This is a genomic window from Bradyrhizobium sp. Ken51, assembly GCF_055807435.1.
Genome location: NZ_JBVVPB010000005.1, coordinates 47,426 through 72,627 on the forward strand (window position 1 = coordinate 47,426; position 25,202 = coordinate 72,627).

Consider the following 25,202-nt stretch of genomic DNA (forward strand, 5'->3'; position numbering starts at 1 on the left):
CTTGCCGCGAAAAAAAGACGGAGCTAGTGCGTGCCCAAACTGTTCCAGACCAGGCCGAGGCCCGACAGGAACAAGAGACCGAGCACGACATCGCCAAAATGCTTGTCACTCAGCGCGTGATAGACGCGCGCGCCGGCCCATGCGCCGATCAAGGTGCCCGGAAAGGCAACCACCGCGAGCCAGACCACCTTGAACGCGACGAGGCCCGAGGCCGTCTGCAACACCAAAGCGGTGGCGAGCACGGTGAAATTGAAGAGCTGGAAGATGCCGCGCCGCTCGTGCTTGTTCCAGCCGCGAATGTTCGCCCACAGGATCGGAAGCGGCCCCGACAATCCGGCGAGACCGCCAAGAATGCCGCCGGCAAAGCCGATCGCACCGTCGGCGATGCGACCGCCGAACGTGATGGCGAGCGGCCTCTTGTTGAGGTACAGCGCCGTCGAGAAGATCAGCAGCAGCACGCCGACGCTCAGCTTGAACACTTTTGGATCGGCAGAGGCGACCAGCATGGTGCCCAAGGGCACGCCGATCAGTCCTCCAATCAGGAACGGCCAGACCAGCGAGAGATCAAAACTCTTCCACATGGACGGCAGCGTCGAGCTCTGCGCGATCACCGAGCAGATCAGCACCAGGGGCACCGCGAGCGAGGGCGGCAGCACGTAGAGCCAGATGCCGAGTGCCATCAGCGCCGTGCCGAATCCGGCAAGGCCCGAGACGAAGCCCCCGGCGAGTGCGCCGAGCAGCAGCAGCGCGTAGGTGAGTATTTCCAACAGATTGTCCCTGTTATTTGGACGATCCCGAACTGTTGATCGCCATCGCTCGCATAGCACAGCTGCGGCCGTGCAGGTCAATTTCAAAACCGCACGCAAGCGTGATCCCCAGCGGCGGGCGTTCGCGAAAGACAGGCCTACATGATGCTCGTACTTCAATGTAGGGCCCGCTCGACGCGATCATGCGGTTCGATCGGCCAGTCTCCCGAATGAGCATATGGAGAAGGACGATGACTCGCACGAAGATTGCCGTCGCGGCCGCGCTAGTGTCGGCGGCGGCCTTGATGCCGACAATGGCGGAGGCCCAGTTTTCCGAGCCTGCGGCCTATCAGGCTGCCCATCCGGACCGCGACGTCCTGAATGGCGGTCAGCTCACGCCCGCCGCGCGCGGGGCTCTCGGCCAGCCGAGCGATGCCTACGCATCGCAAGCTTATCCATCGGCTGTTGCGCCAGTCGTGCGCTCGCGGCATCGCCGTCAGCATAGATAACTATTTTTTGGAGCATGATCTTTTCGGAAAACCGCTGCACACTTTTCCGGATCATGCTCTAGACGATCTGTCTGATGTCGGCGGGCCTGTGCAGCGCGTTGACCAAGATGCGGAGCGCTTCCGTCAATTCCGCCCTGTTGCGCGCCGCGCCAAGCGAGACGCGTGCCGCGTGTGGCGGCGTTCCGTCGACGGTGAAGGCCTCGCCGGCGACGACTGCGAGTCCATTCCGCAGCAGATGCGCCGCGACGTCGGGACGGCCCTCCGGCAGCCGTAGCCACAGATGGTGAGCGGCGGGCTCGGCCTCGAACTCGAATCCTTTGAGCGCGCGTTGCGCGAGCTGCTGGCGGCCGATCGCCTCGCTCCTGATGGCGGTGATGATGCGGTCGGCGATGCCGGTCTCGATCCAATGCGTCACCAGCGCGACCATCAGCGGCGCCGGCATCTGCACCGTCGCTTGCAAATAGCTGCGCATCTCCCGCTGCGAGCCGCCGTCGGGCGTCACCAGATGGGCGACGCGTAGCGCGGGCGCGATGCATTTTGACAGCGTGGTTGCGAGATAAGTCCGTTCCGGAATGAGATTGGCGATCGGCGATGCCGAGCGATCGAGCAGCCCGTAGGCGTCGTCTTCGATCAGAACCGTATCGGAATCGTTGATGATCTTTGCGATGGCGCTGCGGCGGTCGGGAAGAAGCGTCGCGGTGGTGGGATTGTGCAGCGTCGGAATGAGATAGACGGCCTTCGGCTTATGCGTGCGGCAAGCCTTTGCCAGCGCGTCGGGCAGGATGCCGCCGTCGTCCATGGCGACGCCGACAAGCTTGACGCCGAGCCGCGCGGCGGCGGCCCTGATGCCGGGAAAGGTGAGGGCCTCCGTCAGCACGATGTCGCCGGGCCGGGCGAGGTGGGCGAGCAGATTGAACAGGATCGTCTGCGCGCCGGGAAAGATCACGAGCCTGTCGGCGTGGGCATGCGGCACGCGTGCGCGCATCCATCGCGCCGCGACCTCGCGCTCGTGGGCGCTGCCGCCGGGCGGCTGGTAGTTGAGATGCGCCGTCAGGCCCGATTGCGCGCGGATGGCTTCCATCCCGGCGATGATGCGCTCGTCGAGTTGCGCTTCGAGTGGCTGCGGCGGCACGTTCATCGAGAGATCGATCGCGACGGGATGCGGCAGATCGACCGCGCGGCGCGCGCTGGTCTCCGACACGAACGAGCCCTGGCCGACCCGGGCCTCCATGATGCCGCGGCGCCGCGCTTCGGTGTAGGCGCGAGTCACCGTGGTGAGGTCGATGCCGAGCGCCTTTGCCAGGGCCCGTTGCGTCGGCAATTGCTGCCCGCGCACCAGCCGGCCGGCGGCGATATCCGCCTCCATGGCCTCGACGATGCGCTGGTAGCGCGGCCCGCTCAGCTCCGAGATTGTAGGGGTCCAGTCCATGCAATTAACGTCCATATCCTTTGAATGTATGGATGCAAGATATTATTGTATGGATCGTAGAAAAGGAAGAGGTGGGGTCATGGCGACCGGTTCAGTCTCTCTGGCAAAGGCGATGTGGCGCGGTTTCTTGGGCAAATGCCCGAACTGCGGCGAAGGGCATGCGTTCGGCCGTTTCCTGAAGGTGGCTGATACCTGCGACCATTGCGGCGAGGAGCTGTTCCACCAGCGCGCCGACGATTTTCCGGCTTATCTCGTGATGGTGGTGGTCGGCCATCTCGTGGTCCCTGCGATTCTCGCGGTCGAAACCGCCTATGCGCCGGCCGTCTGGCTGCAACTGGCGGTGTGGCTGCCCGTGACGTTATTTGCATCGCTCGCGCTGCTGCAGCCGACCAAGGGTGCCATCGTCGGGCTGCAATGGCAGATCGGCATGCACGGTTTTGAGGCGGGCAAGCTTCGGCGCGAAGCTGGTCAGGGTGCACCCGTCCTCGTGAAGGTGAACACGCGCGCGGCCTAAGGGGCCAGAGCGTTTACATCGCGCGGTCGCCCGCTACACTCCGTCGTACAAACAAGAACGATGGAAACGCCGATGGCCGCACGCTCAAAAACCTTCCTGCTTTGTCACGGTGCGTGGTCCGGCGGGTGGGCCTGGAAGAAGATGCATCCGCTGCTGGCGCAGGCCGGCCGTCGCTTCATTGCGCCGACCTATACCGGGCTCGGCGAGCGCGCCCATCTGGCCAGCCCCGCGATCGATCTCGACACGCACATCCAGGACATTCTCAACGTCATCAGGTTCGAGGACCTCGAGGACATCGTGCTGCTCGGTCACAGCTATGGCGGCATGGTCGCCACCGGCGTCGCCGATCGCGCGCGCGAGCGGGTGACGCAATTGATCTATCTCGACGCCTTCGTGCCGCGTGACGGCCAATCGCTGTTCGATCTCCATGAGGGCGGGCGCGAGCCGATGCGCAAGGCAGCAAGCTCAGGCGACGGCTACCGCATCCCGCCGAACCCGCCGCCGCCGGACACGCCGCAGGCCGATCTCGACTGGCTCAACGCACGCCGGATCAACATGCCGATCAAATGTTTCGAGACGAAGCTGAAGCTCGAACATGGCGAGCCGAAAGTGCCGCGCAGCTACATCTATTGCACGCGCATTCCGCCGGGCGACGTGTTTGGGCAGTTTGCGAAGCGCACGAAGAGCGAGGATGGCTGGCGTTATGTCGAGCTCGACGCCAGCCACGCGCCGAACGTGACAGCGCCGGACGCGCTGATGGGCGTGTTGCAAGAGATCGCCGGATAGTGAGCGCCCAAATGGTGAGGGGCTCGATGCGGTCAGCATCGAACCCCTCGTTGCAAGATATCAGCCGGCCTGTAAGCCGGGTTCTGTAGGGCACCGTCCGCTTGCGCGAACGATACGTGACGGCCATTCCTCTGGGACCATGTTTGCACATGGCCTCGAGCAACCTACCCGGACGGCGGGCCTGACATCGCCCCGCGGCGTTATCGCTTTCGCGAACAGCCCGCTACGCCGTCCCTATTCGGTTTTGCTCCCGGTGGGGTTTACCATGCCGGCTCCGTTGCCGCAGCCGCGGTGCGCTCTTACCGCACCTTTTCACCCTTACCTGCCTGTGCAGCTTGCGCTGCGAAGGCGGGCGGTTCGTTCTCTGTGGCACTTTCCCTGGGGTCGCCCCCGCCGGACGTTATCCGGCACCGTATGTCAAGGGAGCCCGGACTTTCCTCCCCGGCGGCCTTTCGGCACTTGCCGGAGCGGCCGTCCGGCCGACTGACGGCTTACGCATGAAGCATTTGTGTCGGTTCCGCAAGCCGATAACGCCATGCACGGTTCGCCCGAAATAATTTATCCTGAAGATGTCGTTGGGCGTGTGTCCCGTTCGACTGGATATCGGCGATCCAGCCGTGCAACAGGAGTTAAGCGATGCAGTATTTGCTGATGATCTACCAGAACGAAGCCGAGTACGCGAATATGCGTCCGGCTGCCGGCCAGCAGATGACGGCGGAATATCAGACCTTCACGCAAGACATCATTCAGAGCGGCAATTTCAAGGCCGGCGACCGGCTGCAGCCGACCACGACCGCGACGACGGTCCGCGTGCGCGACGGCAAGACGCTGACGACCGACGGCCCGTTTGCCGAAACACGCGAGCAGCTCGGCGGCTACTACCTCGTGGAGGCCAAGGATCTCGATGCTGCGATCGAGATCGCGTCGCGGATTCCGTCGGCGCGCATCGGCTCGATCGAGGTGCGGCCGATCTGGGTCTACGACAAGTGATGGCGCAGCCGCGCATCGGGGCATGACACTGTCCGAGATCGACAAGGTCTTCCGCGACGAGGCGGGGCGGGCGCTGGCCACGCTGATCCGCCTCGTCGGCGATTTCGATCTCGCCGAGGACGCGCTTCAGGACGCCTTTGCGGTGGCACTGGAGCGCTGGCCGGCGTGCGAGGTCCCCGACAATCCGCGTGCGTGGCTGGTCAATGTCGCCAAGCACAAGGCCATCGACCGTATCAGGCGCCAGGCCGTCTTCCGCGGCAAGGAGCAGGCGCTCGTGCACGAGCTCGAGCTGAACGCGCAAGCGCCCAACGAGCCGCCGACGATGCTCGACGACGACATGCTGCGGCTGATCTTCACCTGCTGCCATCCTGCGTTCGCGCCCGAAGTCCAGGTCGCGCTGACGCTGCGCACCGTCTGCGGGCTCTCCACGGCGCAGGTCGCGCGTGCCTTCCTGGTCAGCGAGGAGGCGATGGGGCAGCGTCTCGTCCGCGCCAAGCAAAAGATAAGGCTCGCCGGCATTCCCTATGAGGTCCCCGAGCGCGACACGCTGGTGCCGCGGCTCGACGGTGTCCTTGCCGTGATCTATCTCGTCTTCACCGAAGGCTATGTGGCGACATCCGGTGCGGATTTGATGCGGCCCGATCTTGCGGCCGAGGCGATCCGGCTTGGCCGTTTGCTCGACCGGCTGCTACCCGATCGCGCCGGGATCAAGGGCCTGCTGGCGCTGATGCTGCTGCACGATGCGCGCCGCGCAGAGCGCCAGACCGCCGCCGGCGACATCGTGCTGCTGGAAGAGCAGGATCGTTCGCGGTGGCACCGTGCACAGATCGAGGAGGGGCTGCGTCTGGTGGACGACGCACTGCGCGTGCCCGGTCGGCCGCAGCCTTATGCAGTACAAGCCGCAATCGCCGCGCTGCATGCACGTGCGCCGAGCTATGAGCAGACAGACTGGTCGCAGATCGCCGGGCTCTATGAAGTGCTGCTGCGGATCAATCCGTCGCCGGTGATCGAGCTGAATCACGCAGCGGCAGTGTCGATGGTCGATGGTCCCGCACGTGCGCTCGATCTCGTGGATGCGACCGCCGCGCGTGGCGGGCTTCATGGTTACGAACTGTTGCCAGCAGTACGGGCGGATTTGTTGCGGCGGCTCGGCCGGAATGAGGAGGCGCGCGAGGCTTATCGCGCGGCGACGGAGGCGACGCAGCTCGAGCCGCTGCGACGGCTTTATGCGCGAAGGATGAGAGAGATGGAATAGTCGCCACATACTCCGTCATTGCGAGGAGCACTTGCTTCGCTTCGCTCGCAATGACGGGGTGTGGCAGTCGCCGTCACTTCGTCGCGATAGTCGTTGTCTCCTGAGGGAGACTCCCCAACAGCGCCTGCAAGGTCGACAGCGTCGAGTGATCCGCGACCCCATCCAGTCGCGCCGGGCGGAAATGGCGCTGGAACGCGGTGACGACTTCCATGGTCGCGGCGTCGTATTTGCCGGTGAGGGGAACGCCGTAGCCGTATCTGGCGAGCGCCTGCTGCAGGCTCAGCACCTCGTCGCTGATGGTGCCGAGCATCAGGCTCTCGCCGCGCACGACCGGCGCGGGCGTGACCCAGTGGCCGACGCCGGAATTGGCCAGCGAATGCCACGGAAATTTTTCGCCGGGATCTTTCTTGCGCGCGGGCGCCACGTCGGAATGGCCGAGCACCCGGTGCGCGGGCACCTTGCGGCGGAGCATGATGCCACGGCACAGCGCGATCACGGCGGCGATCTGGCGCAGCGGAAACTCCGGATAGCCCCAGTCGTGGCCGCGATTGACGATCTCGATCCCGATCGAGCAGGAGTTGATGTCATCCTCGCCGGCCCAGGACGAGACGCCGGCGTGCCAGGCACGCCTGGCCTCCGGCACGCATTGCACGATGCGGCCGTCTTCCAGCACGACATAATGTGCCGACACCTCGGTGCCCGCGGAGCAGAGCCGCGCGAGCGCACCTTCGACGTCGGGCATGCCGGTGTAGTGCAGCACGATCATATCGGGCTGCCGGCCCTTGTTGCGGTCGCCATGGTTCGGTGAGGGGATGATGTCGGAGACGATCGAGGAATCCGGCTCGAACGTCCGCATGTTCGCGGCGGCCTTGGGAACCGGGAGAACACGTTGACGCTTCGAATCAGATCCAGACGGCGTGGACGAACCGGACGACATAAACAGCTCGAGACAGACAGAGAGTGGGCCAAGCCCTTCTCTTTACTATTCCTTTACCCTCGATCGCGCGCAATCCGGCGACGGGGTTAACGGATGCATTTTGGCGCATGTGTGTGGATGAAGCATCACCGCCGCGTCAGCTTTTCGACTTGTCGCGAGCCGATCAACGCTTTCTTAACGCTAAGGGCCGTTACTGAGAGATGAAGAGCCGACCCGCGTCCGGAGGCGGCCAAAGCGTATTTTGGCTCGAAATCCCATGGCTGCCCGACAAATTCCAAGGGGAATACTGGGTTGGTGGCCCGGGACGACCGGGCTCGGTAACTATGTTGGACGGGGGTTGGGTCGTGGAACCGCCGCGACGCGGAATCATTCGAGGCGTTATGAGCTTGTTCGTCCCCGATCTCACTTGGGAGTCCGGCGAGGCGATCGGCAGGCCTGGCGCATGAGCTCGGCTCCGCACATCCCCGTTCTTGGCCGTGAGGCCATCGACCACCTCGCGCCACGCGAAGGCGGCCTTTATATCGACGCGACCTTTGGTGCCGGCGGCTACAGCCGCGCGATCCTCGACATGCCGGGAACCCGGGTGATTGCCATTGATCGCGACCGCACTGCGATCGCAGGCGGCGCCGAGTTGGTCGAACGCTCCGCGGGCAGGCTGACCCTCGTTGAAGATCGCTTCTCCAACCTCGCCGAAGTCTGCGCGGCTCAAGGCGTCGATGGCGTCGACGGCGTCGTGATGGATGTCGGGGTATCCTCGATGCAGCTCGACCAGGCCGGCCGCGGCTTCTCGTTCCGCCTCGATGGTCCGCTCGATATGCGGATGGGGCAGGCAGGCCCGACTGCGGCCGATGTCGTGGCGCGCGCATCGGAAGGCGATCTCGCCGACATCATCTATCTCCTCGGCGAAGAGCGGCAGTCGCGCCGGATCGCCCGCGCCATCGTCGCGGACCGCCAGGAGACGCCGTTCACGACCACACGCGCGCTCGCCGAGCTCGTCGGCAGGGTGGTCCGTTCCAAGCCGGGCGATATTCACCCGGCGACGCGAACGTTCCAGGCCCTGCGCATCCTCGTCAACGAAGAGCTCGAGGAACTCCAGAACGCACTCATCGCTGCCGAGCGTGTGCTCAAGCCCGGCGGTCGCCTCGTGGTCGTCTCATTCCATTCGCTGGAAGACCGCATCGTCAAGAATTTCCTCGCCGATCGGTCCAAGACGGGTGGCGGCTCACGCCATCTGCCGGAAGTGTCGCAGGCGGTGCCGAGCTTCCAGCTTCTGACGCGGCGGCCGGTGATCGCAGGCGAGGACGAAGTCGCGCATAACCCGCGCGCGCGGTCGGCAAAACTCCGCGCTGCCGAGCGCACCTCGGCGCCTGCGCATGACGATCGCGAGCAATCGTCCTGGCCAAAACTCTCCGACGTCATGAGAGGTGGCTAGCGCATGCGCTTCATCCACCTCCTCGTCATCGGTGCGCTGATCTTCGCGGCGGCCCATGTCTACCGGATCAAGATGGACTCCACGGCGCGCACCGAAAAGGTTCTGCGGCTGCATGCGGAGATCCGCGAGCAGCGCGATGCGATCGCGGCGCTGCGCTCCGAATGGGCCAAGCTCGATGCGCCCCTGCGCCTGCAAGGCCTGTCCGACCGCCATCTGCAGCTCAAGCCGGTCAACGGCACGCAGTATGATTCACTGAAGAATTTGCCCGAGCGTCCGCCGCGGATGTTCAGGCCGGGCGAGCCGGATCCGATCGGCGCCATGCTCAATACCATCGAAGCCGCCAGCGATCCCGATAATGTGACGGGCTCCGTGCCTCAGCCCGAGGACAAGCCATGAGTGCCGTGACCCCGGCCAAGCCTGCAGAAAAGCGGACCGAGCCTTGGCGGCAGCGGCTGATCCGCAGCCTGCTTTACGGGCGCAATGTCGATCGCGCGGCCAAGGCGCGGGCGCGCGTCGGTCTGGCGATGCTCGCCTTCGGCGCGGTCTACGCTCTGATCGGCGGTCGCCTCGTGATGTTCGCGATCGGCGCCGACGCCCACGGCGCGCGCCGCGCCGCGTCGCAGGAGGTGGTCGCGACCGCGCGGCCCGACATCGTCGATCGCAACGGCGCGATCCTCGCGACCGACGTCAAGGCGTCGAGCCTGTTCGGCGAGCCGCGCCGCATCATCGACAAGGACGAGGCGATCGAGCTTCTGACCGCCACCGTGCCCGACCTCGACGAGGCCGAGGTGCGCGAGCGCCTGAAGACGCGCAAGGGCTTCGTCTGGCTCAAGCGCGAGATTACGGCGAAGCAGCAGCAGGACATCCACAAGCTCGGCATTCCCGGCATCGGCTTCCTGCGCGAGAACAAGCGCGTTTATCCAACCGGCAACGAGGTTGCCCACCTCATCGGTCTCGTCAACATCGACAACCAGGGCATCGCCGGCATGGAGAAGTGGCTCGACAATCAAGGGCTGGCCGATCTCCACCGCGCGGGCTTTGCCACCGACCGGCTGCAAAAGCCGATCGAGCTCTCGGTCGATCTGCGCGTCGAGCACGCACTGCGTGACGAGTTGCTGAAGGCCAAGGAGAAATACCACACCAAGGCCGCCTCCGGCATCGTCTCCAACGTCAAGACCGGCGAGATCGTGGCGATGGTCTCGCTTCCGGATTTCGACCCGAACAATCCGAAGGAAGCGCACGACCCCGACCGCATCAATCGCCTGACCACCGGCGTCTACGAGATGGGCTCGACCTTCAAGGCGTTTACGCTGGCGATGGCGCTCGATTCCGGCAAGATCAATCTGAACACGTCGTGGGATGCACGCGGAAACCTGCACTACGGCAAGTTCACCATCCACGACAGCCATCCGCTCGGACGCTTCATCAACACCAAGGAAGTGTTCACGTTCTCGTCCAATATCGGCGCCGCGCGGATCGCGCTCGGTCAGGGCGTCGAGGCTCACAAGGCCTTCCTCGCCAAGATGGGCCAGTTGACGCGGCTGCGCACCGAACTGCCGGAAAGCGCGGCTCCGCTGATACCGCGCCGCTGGGGCGAGCTGAACACGGTGACCATCGCGTTCGGCCAGGGCATGTCGGTGGCGCCGCTGCAGGCGGTGATGGGCATCAATGCGCTGGTGAACGGCGGCTATCTGATTCCGCCGACCTTCATGAAGCGCAGCGAGTCCGAAGCGGCGGCGATGGCCAAGCGCGTCATCAGGACCGAGACCAGCGACAAGATGCGGTTCCTGATGCGGCTCAATGCCGAAATCGGCACCGCCAAGACCGCTGACGTCAAGGGTTACTACGTCGGCGGCAAGACCGGCACGTCCGAGAAGGTCATCAACGGCCGCTATGCCAAGAAGCGGGTGCTCAACTCCTTCACCGCGATCATGCCCTGCGACGATCCGAAATATCAGATCCTGATCATGCTGGACGAGCCCCAGGCGATTCCCGAAACAAAGGGTTTCATCACCTCGGGCTGGAACGCGGTGCCGACCGGCGGCAAGGTGATCGAGCGGATCGCCCCGCTTCTGGGCGTCGAACCGCGGTTCGACCTGCCGCCGTCTGAGCGCCTTATTCTTGCAGCATCCAGGACAACCCAGTAATCAACCGGGTGGGCCGTTGCCGCTGCTGAGTCGGGATTTCCCTGGAGATTCGGCGATCCGGTCCGGCATGTCGACTGGAAGACCATGAAGCTGCGCGACCTCCTCGATCAGGACGTTCAGGGTAATGATGCCGCAATTGAGCCCGCGGTCGCGGCGCTCGACGTGAGCGGCGTTGCCCTCGACAGCCGCGCGGTCAAGCCGGGTGATCTCTTCTTCGCACTTGCGGGCAGCAAGACCGACGGTGCGCGTTTCATCGATGCCGCGATTGCCGCAGGCGCGTTGGCGGTCGTCGGCGACCATGCGCCTGATGGCTGCAAGGTGCCGTTCATCACAGTCGCCAATCCGCGCCGCGCGCTGGCGCTCGCCGCGGCAAGATTCTACCCCGCGCAACCCGCGACCATTGCGGCGGTGACCGGCACCAGCGGCAAGACCTCGGTCGCCGCATTCACCCGGCAGATCTGGGAGAGGCTCGGGCACGCTTCCGCCAGCATCGGAACCATCGGCCTAGTCTCGCCGAAGCGTACCGTCTACGGCTCGCTGACGACGCCCGATCCGATCGCGCTGCACCGGCAACTCGACGAGATCGCGCGCGAGGGCGTCACGCATCTCGCCTTCGAGGCCTCCTCGCACGGACTCGATCAGTATCGCCTCGACGGCGTGCGCGTGTCCGCCGGCGGCTTCACCAATCTCTCGCGCGACCACATGGACTACCATCCGACCGTCGCGCATTATCTCGCGGCCAAGCTCAGGCTGTTCCGCGAACTTGTGCCGCCGGGAGGCGCGGCCGTGATCTCCGCCGATCATGATTGCTCGGCGGAGGCAATCAGTGCTGCGAATTCGCGCGGCTTGCGCGTGATGGCGGTCGGTCGCAACGGCGACGGGGCAGGCGAGGGCATTCGTCTCGCGGGTGCGGAGGTCGAAGGGTTTTCGCAAGTGCTCGCGCTCGAACATCGCGGCAAGCGGTATGCGATCCGGCTGCCGCTGGTCGGCGAATTCCAGATCGAGAATGCGCTGGTGTCGGCCGGTCTTGCGATCGGCACAGGCAGCGACGCCGCAAACGTGTTCGCGACCCTCGAAGGTCTCGAAGGCGCCAAGGGCCGGTTGGAGCGTGTCGGCGAGCGCAACGGCGCGCCGATCTTCGTCGATTACGCGCACAAGCCCGACGCGCTGGCCAAGGCGCTGCAGGCGCTGCGTCCCTACGCCAGGCGCAGGCTGGTCGTCGTGTTCGGTGCCGGCGGCGACCGCGATGCCGGCAAGCGTCCGATCATGGGCGAGATCGCGGCCGGCAACGCCGACGGCGTCATCGTCACCGACGACAATCCTCGCAGCGAGAAACCGGAATCCATCCGCGGCGAAATCCTGGCCACTGCGAAGGGCGCCCGCGAAATCGGCGACCGCGCTGCGGCGATCCGCACCGCGATCGAGGAATTGCAAGATGGCGATGCGCTGCTCATCGCCGGCAAGGGCCACGAGACCGGGCAGATCGTCGGCGGAGAGGTTTTGCCCTTCAGTGATCACGAGGCGGTCGCCGCCGCACTAGCGTCGAGGATTGCATGAGCGCGCCAATATGGACGGTGGCCGAAGTGGCGCGCGCGCTGGGCGCTGCCGGATCGTTCCCGGATACGCCGATCGACTTCGTCACCCAGGACAGCCGGCTGGTGAAACCGGGCAGCCTGTTCGTGGCGCTCAGCGGCACGCCGAGCGGCGGCTTCATCTCGGCCTTCGCCAGCGCGCGCGACGGTTGGGAGTTCGCGGACAAGGCGGAGGCTTCCGGCGCGGTCGCGATGATCGTGCCGCACGAGATCGCGGGCATCCGCATTCCCCAGATCGTGGTCAAGGACACGCTGATCGACGGTCTCTGGGGCCTTGCGCGCGCGGCACGTGCGCGCTTCAACGGGCCGGTGATCGGGCTCACCGGCAGCGCGGGCAAAACCAGCACCAAGGAATTCCTCGCGGCCTACCCCAATGCCTATGCCAGCCCGTCGAGCTTCAACAATTTCTGGGGCGTGCCGCTGACGCTGTGCAATGCGCGGCCCGATGCCAGTCTCTGGGTCGTCGAGATGGGCATGAACCAGGCCGGGGAGATCGCGCGGCTCAGCGAACTGACGCGGCCGACAGTCGCGCTCGTCGTCAACGTCCAGCCGGTGCATCTGGAGAAGCTCGGCTCGCTCGAAGCCATCCGTCGCGAGAAGGTGTCGATTGCACTCGGTCTGCCGGCGGAAGGCGTGCTGGTGCTGCCCGCCGGGATCAAGGCGCCGGACTGGAAAGGCAAGGTCATACGCTTCGGCGAGAAAGCCGAGGTGCACGAGGTCGCGCACGCGCCGCATGGCGACAGCTGGCAGGTCGTGGCCGCGCTCGGCAAGAAGGAGATCGCGTTCAGCCTGACGCCCGGCGCGCCGCACCGCGTCCAGAATGCGCTCGCGGCGCTCGCATCGATCCGTGCGGCGAACCTCGATGCGGCCACGCTTGCGATCAAGCTCGACCGCGTCGGCATCATGACCGGCCGTGGCGTCGAGCAGGCGGTCGGCGGCGTCACCGTGATCGACGACAGCTTCAACGGCAATCCGGCCAGCGTGGCTGCCGCGCTGCAAAGCCTGCAGGCGCGCAACACGACCGGCGGCCGCCGCATTGCGGTGCTCGGAGACATGCTGGAGCTGGGCGACGGCGCGCCGGCCTACCACACCGACCTCGCCAGGCATCTCGACGGCATTGACGGGGTCTATTGCGTCGGGCCGCTGATGCGTCACCTGTTCGAGGTGCTTCCAGCCGGCAAGGGTCTCGGCTGGCACGGCGACCCCGTCACGCTGAAGCCGGGCGAGGTCGCAAATCTGCTGCGGGCAGGCGATGTCGTGGTTGTCAAGGGCAGCAAGAAGATGTTCTGGGTCAACAAGTTTGTGCCGGGCCTAGTGGCCGCCTTGCAGGCAAGGGCGTAAACTGCTTGGAAGGCGCTGTTCCCGAATCCCACCGTTTCCGGCGCGAAGCCGTTCGTTTTCTTTAGAGGTCGCCCGACCCCAGGATGAAGACCAGCGAATGCGCGTGAGGCAGGTTGACAAGGCCAAGATCAAGGCGCGTGCAAAGGCGCCATAGGACCGTCTGAATGTTTTACTGGTTGATCGAGCTCTCCAACACATTTCCGGGCTTCGGTGCCGTTCGCACCTTCCTGAACGTCTTCCGCTACATCACCTTCCGCACCGGCGGCGCTGTCGTCACCGGCGCGCTGTTCGTGTTCCTGTTCGGACCCTGGATCATCGACCATCTGCGCATCCGGCAAGGCAAGGGCCAGCCGATCCGGGCCGATGGTCCGCAATCGCATCTCGCCAAGAAAGGCACGCCCACCATGGGTGGGCTGATGATCCTGTCCGGCCTCACGGTCGGCACGGTGCTGTGGGCCAATCCGCTCAATCCTTACGTCTGGATCGTGCTGGCGGTGACGCTCGGCTTCGGCTTCGTCGGCTTCTATGACGATTATCTCAAGGTGACCAAGCAGACCACGACCGGGTTCGGCAGCAAGCTTCGCCTGCTGATCGAGGCGGCGATCGCGCTGGTTGCCTGCTACGCGCTGGTGCGGCTGAACCGCGATCCGGCGTCGACCGCGCTGACGATTCCTTTCCTGAAGGACACCGTGCTGCATTTCGGCTGGTTCTTCGTCATCTTCGGCGCCTTCGTCATCGTCGGCGCCGGCAATGCGGTGAACCTCACCGACGGTCTCGACGGCCTTGCCATCGTGCCCGTGATGATCGCGACCGCGAGCTTTGCGATGATCGCCTATCTCGCCGGCAACGCGGTGTTCGCCGATTACCTCCAGATCAAATATGTCGCCGGCACCGGCGAACTCGCCGTGCTCTGCGGCGCCCTGCTGGGCGCGGGCCTCGGCTTCCTCTGGTTCAACGCGCCGCCGGCCTCGATCTTCATGGGCGACACCGGCTCGCTCGCGCTCGGCGGCATGCTGGGTGCGATCGCGGTCGCGGTGAAGCACGAGATCGTGCTCGCGGTGATCGGCGGCCTGTTCGTGCTGGAGGCAGTCTCCGTCATCGTGCAGGTGGTGTCGTTCAAGATGACGGGAAAACGCATCTTCCGGATGGCGCCGATCCATCACCATTTCGAGCAGCTCGGCTGGACCGAGCCGCAGATCGTGATCCGGTTCTGGATCATTTCGGTGATGCTGGCGCTCGCCGGCCTGTCCACGCTGAAGCTGCGGTGACCGGTCGATGATCCCCGTCACGTCCTTTGCCGGCAAGACGGTCGCGGTGTTCGGCCTCGGCGGCTCGGGGCTCGCGTCCTGTCACGCGTTGAAAGCGGGCGGCGCCGAGGTGATCGCCGCCGATGACAATGCCGAGAATGTCGCCAAGGCCGCGCAAGCGGGCTTCATCACGGCTGATTTGCGCAACGTCTCCTGGACGAATTTCGCCGCGCTAGTGCTCGCGCCCGGTGTACCGCTGACCCATCCGGTGCCGCATTGGAGCGTGCTGAAGGCGCGAGAGGCCGCAATCGAGGTGATCGGCGACATCGAGCTGTTCTGCCGCGAACGGCGCCGGCACGCACCGGATGCGCCGTTCGTCGCCATCACCGGCACCAATGGCAAATCGACCACGACGGCTTTGATCGCGCACCTGACCAAAGTCGCCGGCTACGACACCCAGATGGGCGGCAATATCGGCACCGCGATCCTGTCGCTGGAGCCGCCGGGCATGGGCCGCGTCCACGTCATCGAGATGTCGTCCTACCAGATCGACCTCACGCCCTCGCTCGATCCCTCCGTCGGTATTCTGCTCAATGTCAGCGAGGACCACATCGATCGCCATGGCACCATCGCGCACTACGCCGCGGTGAAGGAGCGCCTTGTTGCCGGTGTGCAGCAGGGTGGCACGGCGATCGTCGGGGTCGATGACGGTTTTTGCCGCGATATCGCCGACCGGCTCGATCGTGCCGGCAAGAATGTGGTGCGCATCTCGGTCAGGAATCCGGTGGCCAGCGGCATCCATGTCGAGCATGGCACCATCGTGCGCACCGCGGGTGGCGCGCGCAGCGAAGTCGCCAAGCTCGGCGGCATCGGCTCGCTGCGCGGCCAGCACAATGCGCAGAACGCGGCGTGCGCGGCCGCCGCCGCGCTCGCGATGGGCATCGGCCTGGATGTCTTGCAGAACGGACTGCGCAGCTTTCCCGGCCTTGCACATCGGATGGAGCAGGTCGGCCGCCGCGGCAACGTGCTGTTCGTCAACGACTCCAAGGGCACCAATGCGGACGCCACCGCGCATGCGCTGTCGTCCTTCTCCGACATCTTCTGGATCGCCGGCGGGAAGCCGAAAGCCGGCGGCATTACGGGCCTCACCGGCTACTTCCCGCGCATCCGAAAAGCCTATCTGATCGGCGAGGCCGCGCAGGAGTTTTCGGGGACGCTGGGCACGCAAGTGCCGCACGAGATCAGCCAGACCCTCGACGTCGCGGTCGAGCAAGCCGCACGCGATGCGGAAGCGTCGGGGATCACCGACGCGGTCGTGCTGCTGTCACCCGCCTGCGCCTCCTTCGACCAGTACCGCAATTTCGAGATCCGCGGCACCAGATTCCGCGAGCTGGTGCAGGCGCTGCCTGGCGTGAAGCCGGTGGTGTGAGGCGCCGTAGCCTCCTCGTTCTCCGCTGTCATCGCCCGCGCAGGCGGGCGATCCAGTACTCCGTGACAGCTGTGGTTCATCGAGAAGCCGCGGCGTACTGGATGCCCCGCCTTCGCCGGGCATGACGAGCATTTGAGGTGGCACTCTCCTTCTGTCTCCAATCATCCGCGATTCCTTAACCCCCCGGTAACCAACCTCGGCGACCAATGGACCGACCTCTGTCCGAAAGCGGCCGCCATGCTCTCCCGTGAAGAACGCACCCCCTTTTCCGAGTGGTGGTGGACCGTCGACAAGCCGCTGATGGGGGCCATCCTGGCGCTGATGCTGACGGGCGTGATCCTGTCGCTGGCGGCGAGCCCGCCGGTTGCGACCCGCATCGGGCTCGATCCCTTCCATTTCTTCAGCCGCCACGTGATGTTCCTGGTGCCGTCCGGCCTGGTGCTGCTCGGGGTGTCCTTCCTGTCGCCGCGGGCGATTCGTCGATCGGCGCTGATCATCTTCGCGGCCAGCATCGTTCTGATCGTGCTGACGCTCGCGATCGGCCCCGAGGTGAAGGGCTCGCGGCGCTGGATCACGCTGATCGGCGTCAACATTCAGGCCTCCGAAATCGCAAAGCCGTCGTTCGTCGTCATTGCCGCCTGGCTCTTCGCGGAATCGACCAGGCGGCCGGAGATGCCGGCGACATCGATGGCGCTGGCGCTGCTCTTGATGCTGGTCTCGCTGCTGGTGATGGAGCCCGACTTCGGCCAGACCATGCTGATCCTGATGGTGTGGGGGTCGCTGTTCTTCATCGCGGGCATGCGGATGATCTGGGTGTTCGGGCTAGCCGGCCTCGGCGCCGCCGGGCTGTTCAGCGCCTACCTTTTTGTTCCCCACGTCGCTGGTCGCATCAAGCGCTTCATGAATCCGGCCTCGGGCGACACCTTCCAGGTCGATACAGCCATGGAGGCTTTCTACAACGGCGGCTGGTTCGGGCTCGGACCGGGCGAGGGGATCGCCAAGCGCAGCCTGCCGGACAGCCACACCGACTTCGTGTTCGCGGTTGCCGCCGAAGAGTTCGGCATCATCCTGTGCCTCGCGATGCTGGCACTGTTTGCCTTCGTCGTCATCCGCACGCTGTCGCGCGCCTATGCCAACGAGGACATGTTCTCGCGCTTCGCTGCCTCGGGTCTTGCAATCCTGTTCGGCGTGCAGGCCGCGATCAACATGTCGGTCAACCTCCAGCTCATCCCGGCCAAGGGCATGACGCTTCCCTTCATCTCCTATGGCGGCTCCTCGATAGTGTCGCTGGCCTATGGTGTCGGCATGATGCTGGCGCTGACGCGGCTGCGCCCGCGCACCGAAGTCGAGGCGAGCGGCCACGCCGAGGCGATGCGCAGCTACGCGTAGTTTCGTCATTGCGAGCGAAGCGAAGCAATCCAGAATCCCTCCGCGGTGGCAGTCTGGATTGCTTCGCTTTGCTCGCAATGACGGGCGAGACACTGTAAAAGTCCCTGCCATGGACACCTCCCCCCTGATTCTTCTCGCCGCGGGCGGCACCGGCGGCCATCTGTTTCCGGCCGAGGCGCTCGGCGTCGAGCTGATCCGGCGCGGATTCCGCGTCCGCCTCGTCACGGACGAGCGCGCGCTGCGCTACAGCGGCCTGTTCACCAAGGACATGATCGACGTCGTTTCGAGCGAGACTGCGCGTGGACGCAATCCGCTGCAGCTCGCTTATGCCGGCCTGACGCTCGCGGCCGGCACGCTGTCCGCCTACAGCCTGATCAAGCGACTGAAGCCGGTCGCCGTCGTCGGCTTCGGTGGCTATCCGACGCTGCCGCCGCTGGTCGCCGCAAAATTCGCCGGCGTGCCCGGCATCATCCATGATGCCAATGCCGTGCTCGGCCGCGCCAACCGATTCCTGTCGAGCCGCGTGCGCGCCATTGCGACGTCATTGCCCGGCGTGCTCGATCGCGATCCGGCGCTATCGGGCAAGACCACGACGGTCGGTACGCCGATGCGTCCGGCAATCCTCGCCGCAGCTGGCGTGCCATATGCTGCGCCTGAAGCGAACGGTCCGCTGCGCCTGCTCGTCGTCGGCGGCAGCCAGGGGGCACGCATCATGGCCGACATCGTGCCGGGCGCGATCGAGCGCCTCGAACCCGCGCTGTGGAGCCGGCTCGTCCTCACCCAGCAGGTGCGCGACGAGGACATGGCGCGCGTGCGTGCGGTCTACGACAGGCTGAAGATCAAGGCCGAGCTTGCGCCGTTTTTCACTGATCTGCCGGCACGGCTCGCCTCCAATCATCTGGTGGTGTCGCGCTCAGGCGCCGGCACCGTGGCCGAACTCGCCGCGATCGGGCGGCCCTCGATCCTGGTGCCGCTGCCGGGCGCGATCGACCAGGACCAGTTCGCCAATGCCGGCGTGCTGGCCAAGGTCGACGGTGCGATCCGCATTCCGCAAACCGAGTTTTCCTCCGATCGCCTCGCCGGCGAGATCTCCGCCTTCGCCGCCGAGCCCGCGCGCCTTGCCGCCATGGCGCAGGCCGCCCGCGGCGCCGGTCGGCTCGACGCAGCGGAGCGGCTGGCCGATCTGGTGGCCAAAATCGCGGGAATCTGACGCCAAACTGGAATTTCCATAGTTTTACCGTCATGGCCGGGCTTGTCCCGGCCATCCACGTCTTGCAAGAAAGACGCTAGGATTCGTGGATGCCCGGGACAAGCCCGGGCATGACGAGGGAACTGCGGGATACGCCATGAGACTGCCGCGCGAGATCGGACCCATCCACTTCGTCGGGATCGGCGGGATCGGCATGAGCGGCATCGCCGAGGTGCTGCTCAATCTCGGCTATACCGTGCAGGGCTCGGACGCCTCCGACAATTACAATCTCGACCGTCTGCGCAAGAACGGCGCGAGGGTCTCGGTCGGCCACAAGGCGGAGAACGTCGATGGTGCCGAGGTCGTTGTGGTCTCCACCGCGATCAAGCGCGACAATCCGGAACTGACGGCGGCGCGCGAACGGCGCATTCCGGTGGTGCGCCGCGCCGAGATGCTGGCCGAGCTGATGCGGCTGAAGAGCTGCGTCGCCATCGCCGGCACGCACGGCAAGACCACCACGACCACGATGGTTGCGACGCTGCTGGATGCCGGCGGCCTCGATCCCACCGTCATCAACGGCGGCATCATCAATGCCTATGGCTCCAACGCGCGTCTCGGTGCGGGCGACTGGATGGTGGTCGAAGCGGACGAGAGCGACGGCACGTTCCTGAAGCTGCCGACCGAGGTTGCGATCGTCACCAATGTCGATCCCGAGCATCTCGATCACTTCAAGACCTTCGAGGCGGTGCAGGACGCCTTCCGCCATTTCGTCGAGAACCTGCCATTCTACGGCTTCGCCGTGATGTGCATCGATCATCCCGTGGTGCAAACCCTCGTCGGCAAGATCGAGGACCGCCGCATCATCACCTATGGCGAGAATCCACAGGCCGATGTGCGCTTCGTCGACCTGACCCCGACGGGCGGCGGATCGAAGTTCAAGGTTACGTTCCACGACCGCAAGACGGGCGTCGTGCACGAGATCGCCGATCTCGTGCTGCCGATGCCGGGACGCCACAATGCCTCGAACGCGACGGCCGCGATTGCGGTCGCGCGCGAGCTCGGCGTGTCGGACGAGGCGATCCGCAAGGCGATCGCCGGCTTCGGCGGCGTCAAGCGCCGCTTCACCAAGACCGGCGAATGGGACGGCGTCACCGTCATCGACGACTACGGCCATCATCCGGTCGAGATCGCGGCGGTGCTGAAGGCGGCGCGGGAATCCACCAACGGCAAGATCGTCGCCGTCGTGCAGCCGCATCGCTATACCCGCCTGCAGTCGCTGTTCGAAGAATTCTGCACCTGTTTCAACGATGCGGATGCGGTGATCGTCGCCGAGGTCTACGCCGCAGGCGAGACGCCGATCCAGGGCATCGACCGCGACCATTTCGCCGCGGGCCTGCGTGCCCACGGCCACCGCGAGGTGATCCCGCTGCCGGCGGCGTCCGATCTCGCCGGCATCGTCAAGGGCGTGGCGATGTCGGGCGATCTCGTCGTGTGCCTTGGCGCCGGCAACATCACGCAATGGGCGTATGCCTTGCCCGGCGAGTTGAAGGCGCTGGGGTAGGGCAGTGAGCTTCCCCGACATCACACCCTCGCTCAAAGCCGCGATGCCCGATCTCCGCGGCCGGCTGCTGGCGAACCAGTCGCTCGCCGAGCTGACCTGGTTTCGCGTCGGCGGTCCGGCGCAGGTGCTGTTCACGCCGGCGGACGAGGACGACCTCGCTTATTTCCTCGCGCATCTCGCAAGCGACATTCGCGTTCATGTCGTCGGCGTCGGCTCCAACCTGATCGTGCGCGACGGCGGCATTGCGGGCGTGGTGGTCCGGCTGGCGCCGCGCGCCTTCGGCGAGGCGAGCGCGAGTGGCGATGTCGTCACCGCGGGCGCGGCCGCGCTCGACAAGCGCGTGGCGGAAGTCGCCGCGTCAGCCAATATCGGCGGGCTCGAATTCTATTTCGGCATTCCCGGCACGGTCGGCGGCGCGCTGCGCATGAATGCGGGCGCCAATGGCGGCGAGACCAGGGACGTGCTGATCGAGGCGCGAGGCGTCGGGCGCGACGGCACGAAGCACGTCTTCTCCAATGCCGACATGAAGTTCGTCTACCGCAACAGCGGAGTCGATCCCTCCATCATCTTCACCTCCGCGCGTTTCCGCGGCGAGATCAGGGATGCCGAGGCGATCCGCGCGCGCATGGCGGAAGTGCAGACCCATCGCGAAACCGCGCAGCCGATCCGCGAAAAGACCGGCGGCTCGACCTTCAAGAATCCGCCCGGCCATTCCGCCTGGAAGCTGGTTGATGCCGCCGGCTGCCGCGGTTTGCGCGTCGGCGGCGCCGAGGTGTCCGAGATGCACTGCAATTTCCTGATCAACATGGGCGATGCCACCGCGCACGACATCGAGACGTTGGGCGAGACCGTGCGTGAACGGGTGAAGACGAATTCCGGAATTGAGCTACACTGGGAAATCAAGCGGATCGGAATTCCCGCGTGAGTGTCATTCCGGGGCGATGCTTAGCATCGCCCCGGAATGACGAACACAGACAGGTGACGGACCAAAGAACATGCGCATCACCATCCTCTTCGGCGGCTCCAACCGCGAACGTCTGGTTTCGGTCGCCTCAGCCCAGGCGCTGCATCAGGCGCTGCCCGAGGCCGATCTCTGGTGGTGGGATGTCGAGGACAAGGTGCATGTCGTGCAGTCGAGACAACTGCTCGAACATGCCCGTCCGTTCGAGGATGAATTCAAGCCGGGCACGTCAGGCATTCCGTTGGAGCAGGCGCTCGACCAGGCCAGGGCGGAGAACCGCGTGCTGGTGCTCAGCTTGCATGGCGGGCGGGCCGAGAACGGCGAATTGCAGGTGATGTGCGAGGCGCGCGGCGTGCCTTTCACCGGATCGGGCTCGGCCTCCTCGCATCTCGCGTTCGACAAGATCGCAGCCAAGCATTTCGCTGCGCTCGGCGGCGTGACGCCGCCGGCCAACATTGCGCTGGACCAGATCGACGAGGCCTTCGCCGAATACGGCCGGCTGATCGCAAAGCCCGCCAGGGATGGCTCGAGCTACGGCCTGATCTTCGTCAACGCCAGGCAGGATCTCGTCGCCGTCCGTAATGCGGCGAAGCACGAAGAATACGTGATCGAGCCCTACATCGCCGGCGTCGAGGCGACCTGCGGTGTGCTGGAGCGGCCGGACGGCTCGATCATCTCGCTGCCGCCGATCGAGATCATTCCGGGCGAGGGCAGTTTCGACTACGCGGCAAAATATCTTTTGAAGTCGACTCAGGAGATCTGTCCCGGCCGCTTCACGGCGGAGATCACCGCGGCGCTGAAGCAGCAGGCGATGCTGGCGCACCGGGCGATGTCGTGCACCGGCTATTCCCGTTCGGACTTCATCGTCTCGGACAAGGGGCTGGTCTATCTCGAAACCAACACGCTGCCCGGCCTGACCAAGTCCTCGCTCTACCCCAAGGCGCTGAAGGCCGAGGGCATCGAGTTCGTCGACTTCCTGCGCGGCCTGGTCGAGCTCGCCGTGGCCGGTGTGCGAAAATAATTAGGACTGGTTAACGGCCGAATCGGCGAAACGGCCGGTTTTGGAACCCAAAACCGGTAAAATGCCGGATATTGCGGCATAAATGCCTCACAGGCCTGGGCAAATAGCTCACGTCGTTAACGAACTTTACCTTTTGTTTACCAGGACGTCCGAAGGTTAACGCTGGCGGCGCATATGACGCTTTGGCTGCCGGCGCGTGGACCGTTGCGGGTGTTGTCACCTCCAGCGAACGCTCTGAAGGGGAGAGGTTTTCTTCTGCTGAAGACCAGCACCCGGCCCGGCAAGTCCGAGACGTCATGTTCGCCAGGACCCGCGCGATGTCGCGGGCAAACTGTTGACGAGCTCGTGCAATGGATGGAGCAGGAAGCCTCACTCGGTCGCTTTTCAGATCGCTGAGGCCCCAAGCTGACCTGAAGGCGGCCGCTATCGGAGCGGTCGTGCTTCTGCGCGAGTGGGTGCAGGACAAGCGCCAGGAAAGAGTTCACGGCGCGCGTGCTGCAGCCAAGGAAAAGATCAGGGCCAAAGCCGTCATCGAGCGCGAGCCGCCGCCGCGGCTGGTCGCGCTGGTCGAGCGCTATCTGCCGCGCCGGGTCGGGATCACCATGACGGTGCTGCTCCTGATCGGAAGCTGCGGCTTCGGTATCGTCAAGGGCGGCCATCTCCAGGATTTCATCACGGCGGTCAACGACACCCGCAACGCGCTGGCCAATTCCGCCGGTTTCCGCATCACCTCCGTCGTGATCAACGGCCGCAAGCAGCTCAGCCAGGACGAGATCCTCGCGATCGGCGGCGTCAGCGGCCGATCCTCGCTGCTGTTCCTCGACGCCGACGCCGTGCGCGACAAGCTCAAGGCCAATCCCTGGATCGCGGATGCGACCGTGCTGAAGCTCTATCCGGGCCAGCTCATGATCGAGCTCACCGAGCGCAAGGCGTTCGCGCTGTGGCAGGAGGCCGGCCGCCTCTCAGTCATCGCCGATGACGGCGCCGTGCTCGAGCCCTATGTCTCGCGCCGGTTCCTGTCGCTGCCGCTCGTGGTCGGCAAGGGTGCCGAGACGCAGGCCCGCGACTTCCTCGCTTTGCTGGCGCGCTATCCGCAGGTCAACTCGATCACCAAGGCCGCGATCTTCGTCGGTGAGCGGCGCTGGAACCTGAGGCTGAAGGACGGCCTCGACATCCGCCTGCCCGAGCAGGACGTCGGCAACGCGCTTGCGATGCTGTCCAGGCTCGACAAGGAGGACAGGCTGTTCTCCCGGGACATCGTCGCCATCGACCTGCGCCTGCCCGATCGGCTGGTGGTGCAGCTGTCCGAGGACGCCGCCAAGGCGCGCGACGATTTGTTCAAGGACAAGAAGAAGAAAAAGGCCGGGGACGCTGCATGACCGGTCTTGATCGCACCCAGACACCGAAGACACGCCCGATGCCGCACAAGCGCGGCGGCCTCGTCGCCTGCCTCGACATCGGCACCAGCAAGATCGCCTGCATGATTGCGCGGCTGAAACCGTCGGCGCCGAGCGAAGCCCTGCGCGACCGGACCCATGCGGTGGAGCTGATCGGCTACAGCCAGATCCAGTCGCGCGGCATGAAGGCCGGCGCCGTGATCGATCTCGGCGAATGCGAGCAGGCGGTGCGACAGGCCGTCGGTCTTGCGGAGAAGATGGCCAAGGTGCGGGTCGAGTCCGTGCTGCTGTCGGTCTCCGGCGGCCGGCTCTCCGGTCAGCTGGTCGAAGCTGCTGCCGACATCCGCGGCGGCGCCGTGACGCCGGCCGATGTCAGCCGCGTCACCTCCACCGGCATGCGCCACGCCACCGGCGAAGGCCGCACCGTGCTGCACGCGCTGCCGGTCGGCTACACGCTCGACGGCGTCAAGGGCATCCGCGACCCCCGGGGCATGGTTGCGCATCAGTTCGGCATCGACATGAACGTCGTCACCTGCGACGCCACCGTGGCGCGGAACCTGATGCTGGCGGTCGAACGCTGCCACATCAATGTCGAAGCCATGGCGGCAAGCCCCTATGTGGCCGGCCTGTCGGTGTTGACCGATGACGAAGCCGATTTAGGCGCTGCCGTGGTCGAGATGGGCGCGGGCACCACCACGATCGCGGTCTTTTCCGGCGGCCGCTTCGTGCATGCCGCCGGTTTTGCGGTCGGCGGGCAACACATCACGATGGATCTGGCGCGCGGACTCTCCGCGACCATTGCCGATGCCGAGCGAATCAAGACGTTATACGGGACCGTCATCACCGGCGGATCGGACTCGCGTGAGCTGATGTCTGTACCGACAGCCGGTGACGAGCAGGATCTGCCGCAGATCGTCTCCCGCGCTACCATCGCCAACATCGTCAAGCATCGTGCCGAGGAAGTCTTCGAAATGGTTCGGGACAAGCTGAAGGATTCGCCCTTCGCCTCAGAGCCCAACGGCCGCGTCGTGCTCTCGGGCGGGGCCTCGCAGCTCACCGGTCTCGTTGAGCTCGGAACGCAGATTCTCGGCCGGCCCGTACGGGTCGGACGTCCGCTCGGCTTCGGCCGGCTGCCCAACGAGGCGAAGAACGCCGCCTTCGCGGTGCCGGCCGGACTGCTCGTCTACCCGCAATATGTTCACCACGAACATGTCGAACCGCGGCATACGCGGCAGCAGGTCAGGACGGGGACCGGCGGGTATTTCGGAAGGGTCGGACGATGGCTACGCGAGGGCTTCTGATGACTCCTTCCCGCAATATTCGATTTTCA

At 65.4% G+C, this 25,202-nt stretch carries 22 protein-coding genes and 1 other RNA gene; 19 read left to right on the plus strand and 4 right to left on the minus strand.

The annotated features are described in order from the left end of the window. Positions 1 to 23: 23 nt before the first annotated feature. Positions 24 to 767, minus strand: coding sequence for a sulfite exporter TauE/SafE family protein (locus AC0L27_RS11385; RefSeq protein WP_473318990.1), 744 nt, complete (start codon positions 765 to 767; stop codon positions 24 to 26). A gap of 230 nt (positions 768 to 997) precedes the next feature. Between AC0L27_RS11385 and AC0L27_RS11390 the strand changes: the two genes are divergently transcribed. Further along, a complete protein-coding gene (locus AC0L27_RS11390) occupies positions 998 to 1,255 on the plus strand; it encodes a hypothetical protein (protein ID WP_354205287.1) in 258 nt (85 codons plus the stop codon). Positions 1,256 to 1,313: 58 nt separating this feature from the next. On the opposite strand, the gene AC0L27_RS11395 is transcribed toward AC0L27_RS11390, so the two are convergent. Further along, complete coding sequence (locus AC0L27_RS11395) at positions 1,314 to 2,684, minus strand: aminotransferase-like domain-containing protein (RefSeq protein ID WP_354205289.1); 1,371 nt, start codon at positions 2,682 to 2,684, stop codon at positions 1,314 to 1,316. 49 nt (positions 2,685 to 2,733) lie between these two features. Between AC0L27_RS11395 and AC0L27_RS11400 the strand changes: the two genes are divergently transcribed. After that, the gene (locus tag AC0L27_RS11400) at positions 2,734 to 3,198 is read left to right on the plus strand and encodes a DUF983 domain-containing protein (RefSeq protein WP_354060491.1); all 465 of its coding nucleotides are present in this window, start codon (positions 2,734 to 2,736) and stop codon (positions 3,196 to 3,198) included. 72 nt (positions 3,199 to 3,270) lie between these two features. Further along, entirely contained in the window at positions 3,271 to 3,984 is a 714-nt protein-coding gene (locus AC0L27_RS11405) for an alpha/beta fold hydrolase (RefSeq protein WP_354205291.1), read from the plus strand. 56 nt (positions 3,985 to 4,040) lie between these two features. Here the strand turns inward: AC0L27_RS11405 and rnpB are convergent. Beyond that, positions 4,041 to 4,471, minus strand: an RNA gene (gene rnpB, locus AC0L27_RS11410) — RNase P RNA component class A. A 149-nt stretch (positions 4,472 to 4,620) separates the two neighbouring features. On the opposite strand from rnpB, the gene AC0L27_RS11415 reads away from it, so the two are divergent. Both AC0L27_RS11415 and AC0L27_RS11420 read left to right on the plus strand, forming a co-directional pair. Next, positions 4,621 to 4,974 (plus strand): YciI family protein, encoded by a 354-nt coding sequence (locus tag AC0L27_RS11415; RefSeq protein WP_354205293.1) that lies wholly within the window; start codon positions 4,621 to 4,623, stop codon positions 4,972 to 4,974. A gap of 22 nt (positions 4,975 to 4,996) precedes the next feature. Beyond that, positions 4,997 to 6,229, plus strand: a complete 1,233-nt coding sequence (locus AC0L27_RS11420) for an RNA polymerase sigma factor (RefSeq protein ID WP_354205295.1) — start codon at positions 4,997 to 4,999, stop codon at positions 6,227 to 6,229. 73 nt (positions 6,230 to 6,302) lie between these two features. Here the strand turns inward: AC0L27_RS11420 and AC0L27_RS11425 are convergent, their stop codons facing one another. Next, positions 6,303 to 7,085: an N-acetylmuramoyl-L-alanine amidase gene (locus AC0L27_RS11425; protein WP_275173891.1), complete on the minus strand. Its 783-nt coding sequence runs from the start codon at positions 7,083 to 7,085 to the stop codon at positions 6,303 to 6,305. 523 nt (positions 7,086 to 7,608) lie between these two features. Here AC0L27_RS11425 and rsmH point away from each other — a divergent pair. The 14 genes from rsmH (at position 7,609) to ftsA (ending at position 25,173) form a co-directional block, all read left to right on the plus strand. Beyond that, positions 7,609 to 8,598, plus strand: coding sequence for a 16S rRNA (cytosine(1402)-N(4))-methyltransferase RsmH (gene rsmH, locus AC0L27_RS11430; protein ID WP_354205297.1), 990 nt, complete (start codon positions 7,609 to 7,611; stop codon positions 8,596 to 8,598). A gap of 3 nt (positions 8,599 to 8,601) precedes the next feature. After that, a complete protein-coding gene (ftsL, locus tag AC0L27_RS11435) occupies positions 8,602 to 8,994 on the plus strand; it encodes a cell division protein FtsL (protein WP_027570696.1) in 393 nt (130 codons plus the stop codon). Further along, positions 8,991 to 10,745: a peptidoglycan D,D-transpeptidase FtsI family protein gene (locus AC0L27_RS11440; RefSeq protein ID WP_275173889.1), complete on the plus strand. Its 1,755-nt coding sequence runs from the start codon at positions 8,991 to 8,993 to the stop codon at positions 10,743 to 10,745. Before ftsL ends, AC0L27_RS11440 begins: the two co-directional genes overlap by 4 nt. A gap of 84 nt (positions 10,746 to 10,829) precedes the next feature. Further along, positions 10,830 to 12,302, plus strand: a complete 1,473-nt coding sequence (locus AC0L27_RS11445; RefSeq protein ID WP_354205300.1) for a UDP-N-acetylmuramoyl-L-alanyl-D-glutamate--2,6-diaminopimelate ligase — start codon at positions 10,830 to 10,832, stop codon at positions 12,300 to 12,302. Further along, a complete protein-coding gene (locus AC0L27_RS11450; protein WP_354205302.1) occupies positions 12,299 to 13,678 on the plus strand; it encodes a UDP-N-acetylmuramoyl-tripeptide--D-alanyl-D-alanine ligase in 1,380 nt (459 codons plus the stop codon). The genes AC0L27_RS11445 and AC0L27_RS11450 overlap by 4 nt, the downstream gene beginning before the upstream one ends. Before the next feature lie 164 nt (positions 13,679 to 13,842). Further along, positions 13,843 to 14,946, plus strand: coding sequence for a phospho-N-acetylmuramoyl-pentapeptide-transferase (mraY, locus tag AC0L27_RS11455; protein WP_106945343.1), 1,104 nt, complete (start codon positions 13,843 to 13,845; stop codon positions 14,944 to 14,946). A gap of 7 nt (positions 14,947 to 14,953) precedes the next feature. Continuing rightward, positions 14,954 to 16,354: a UDP-N-acetylmuramoyl-L-alanine--D-glutamate ligase gene (gene murD / locus AC0L27_RS11460; RefSeq protein ID WP_354205304.1), complete on the plus strand. Its 1,401-nt coding sequence runs from the start codon at positions 14,954 to 14,956 to the stop codon at positions 16,352 to 16,354. Between the two features lie 237 nt (positions 16,355 to 16,591). Next, positions 16,592 to 17,743: a putative lipid II flippase FtsW gene (gene ftsW / locus AC0L27_RS11465; RefSeq protein ID WP_354205306.1), complete on the plus strand. Its 1,152-nt coding sequence runs from the start codon at positions 16,592 to 16,594 to the stop codon at positions 17,741 to 17,743. Positions 17,744 to 17,852: 109 nt separating this feature from the next. Next, entirely contained in the window at positions 17,853 to 18,953 is a 1,101-nt protein-coding gene (gene murG / locus AC0L27_RS11470) for an undecaprenyldiphospho-muramoylpentapeptide beta-N-acetylglucosaminyltransferase (RefSeq protein WP_354205308.1), read from the plus strand. Between the two features lie 136 nt (positions 18,954 to 19,089). Further along, positions 19,090 to 20,493 carry a UDP-N-acetylmuramate--L-alanine ligase gene (gene murC, locus AC0L27_RS11475; RefSeq protein ID WP_354205310.1) on the plus strand — a complete coding sequence of 468 codons (1,404 nt, stop codon included), beginning with the start codon at positions 19,090 to 19,092 and terminating at the stop codon, positions 20,491 to 20,493. 4 nt (positions 20,494 to 20,497) lie between these two features. Beyond that, entirely contained in the window at positions 20,498 to 21,418 is a 921-nt protein-coding gene (murB, locus tag AC0L27_RS11480) for a UDP-N-acetylmuramate dehydrogenase (protein WP_354205312.1), read from the plus strand. A 70-nt stretch (positions 21,419 to 21,488) separates the two neighbouring features. Then, positions 21,489 to 22,475 (plus strand): D-alanine--D-alanine ligase family protein, encoded by a 987-nt coding sequence (locus AC0L27_RS11485; RefSeq protein ID WP_354205314.1) that lies wholly within the window; start codon positions 21,489 to 21,491, stop codon positions 22,473 to 22,475. Between the two features lie 350 nt (positions 22,476 to 22,825). Then, the gene (locus AC0L27_RS11490) at positions 22,826 to 23,854 is read left to right on the plus strand and encodes a cell division protein FtsQ/DivIB (RefSeq protein ID WP_473319000.1); all 1,029 of its coding nucleotides are present in this window, start codon (positions 22,826 to 22,828) and stop codon (positions 23,852 to 23,854) included. Further along, on the plus strand, positions 23,851 to 25,173 hold the full coding sequence (ftsA, locus tag AC0L27_RS11495; protein ID WP_354205318.1) for a cell division protein FtsA: 1,323 nt from the start codon (positions 23,851 to 23,853) through the stop codon (positions 25,171 to 25,173). Before AC0L27_RS11490 ends, ftsA begins: the two co-directional genes overlap by 4 nt. The last annotated feature ends 29 nt before the right edge of the window (positions 25,174 to 25,202 follow it).

What these genes read in the sequence shown, in the direction of transcription:
- AC0L27_RS11390 (WP_354205287.1), top strand. Translation starts at nt 998, where the DNA reads ATGACTCGCACGAAGATTGCCGTCGCGGCCGCGCTAGTGTCGGCGGCG.
- AC0L27_RS11395 (WP_354205289.1), bottom strand. Translation starts at nt 2,684, where the DNA reads ATGGACTGGACCCCTACAATCTCGGAGCTGAGCGGGCCGCGCTACCAG.
- AC0L27_RS11400 (WP_354060491.1), top strand. Translation starts at nt 2,734, where the DNA reads ATGGATCGTAGAAAAGGAAGAGGTGGGGTCATGGCGACCGGTTCAGTC.
- AC0L27_RS11405 (WP_354205291.1), top strand. Translation starts at nt 3,271, where the DNA reads ATGGCCGCACGCTCAAAAACCTTCCTGCTTTGTCACGGTGCGTGGTCC.
- AC0L27_RS11415 (WP_354205293.1), top strand. Translation starts at nt 4,621, where the DNA reads ATGCAGTATTTGCTGATGATCTACCAGAACGAAGCCGAGTACGCGAAT.
- AC0L27_RS11420 (WP_354205295.1), top strand. Translation starts at nt 4,997, where the DNA reads ATGACACTGTCCGAGATCGACAAGGTCTTCCGCGACGAGGCGGGGCGG.
- AC0L27_RS11425 (WP_275173891.1), bottom strand. Translation starts at nt 7,085, where the DNA reads ATGCGGACGTTCGAGCCGGATTCCTCGATCGTCTCCGACATCATCCCC.
- rsmH (WP_354205297.1), top strand. Translation starts at nt 7,609, where the DNA reads ATGAGCTCGGCTCCGCACATCCCCGTTCTTGGCCGTGAGGCCATCGAC.
- ftsL (WP_027570696.1), top strand. Translation starts at nt 8,602, where the DNA reads ATGCGCTTCATCCACCTCCTCGTCATCGGTGCGCTGATCTTCGCGGCG.
- AC0L27_RS11440 (WP_275173889.1), top strand. Translation starts at nt 8,991, where the DNA reads ATGAGTGCCGTGACCCCGGCCAAGCCTGCAGAAAAGCGGACCGAGCCT.
- AC0L27_RS11445 (WP_354205300.1), top strand. Translation starts at nt 10,830, where the DNA reads ATGAAGCTGCGCGACCTCCTCGATCAGGACGTTCAGGGTAATGATGCC.
- AC0L27_RS11450 (WP_354205302.1), top strand. Translation starts at nt 12,299, where the DNA reads ATGAGCGCGCCAATATGGACGGTGGCCGAAGTGGCGCGCGCGCTGGGC.
- mraY (WP_106945343.1), top strand. Translation starts at nt 13,843, where the DNA reads ATGTTTTACTGGTTGATCGAGCTCTCCAACACATTTCCGGGCTTCGGT.
- murD (WP_354205304.1), top strand. Translation starts at nt 14,954, where the DNA reads ATGATCCCCGTCACGTCCTTTGCCGGCAAGACGGTCGCGGTGTTCGGC.
- ftsW (WP_354205306.1), top strand. Translation starts at nt 16,592, where the DNA reads ATGCTCTCCCGTGAAGAACGCACCCCCTTTTCCGAGTGGTGGTGGACC.
- murG (WP_354205308.1), top strand. Translation starts at nt 17,853, where the DNA reads ATGGACACCTCCCCCCTGATTCTTCTCGCCGCGGGCGGCACCGGCGGC.
- murC (WP_354205310.1), top strand. Translation starts at nt 19,090, where the DNA reads ATGAGACTGCCGCGCGAGATCGGACCCATCCACTTCGTCGGGATCGGC.
- AC0L27_RS11485 (WP_354205314.1), top strand. Translation starts at nt 21,489, where the DNA reads ATGCGCATCACCATCCTCTTCGGCGGCTCCAACCGCGAACGTCTGGTT.
- AC0L27_RS11490 (WP_473319000.1), top strand. Translation starts at nt 22,826, where the DNA reads ATGGATGGAGCAGGAAGCCTCACTCGGTCGCTTTTCAGATCGCTGAGG.
- ftsA (WP_354205318.1), top strand. Translation starts at nt 23,851, where the DNA reads ATGACCGGTCTTGATCGCACCCAGACACCGAAGACACGCCCGATGCCG.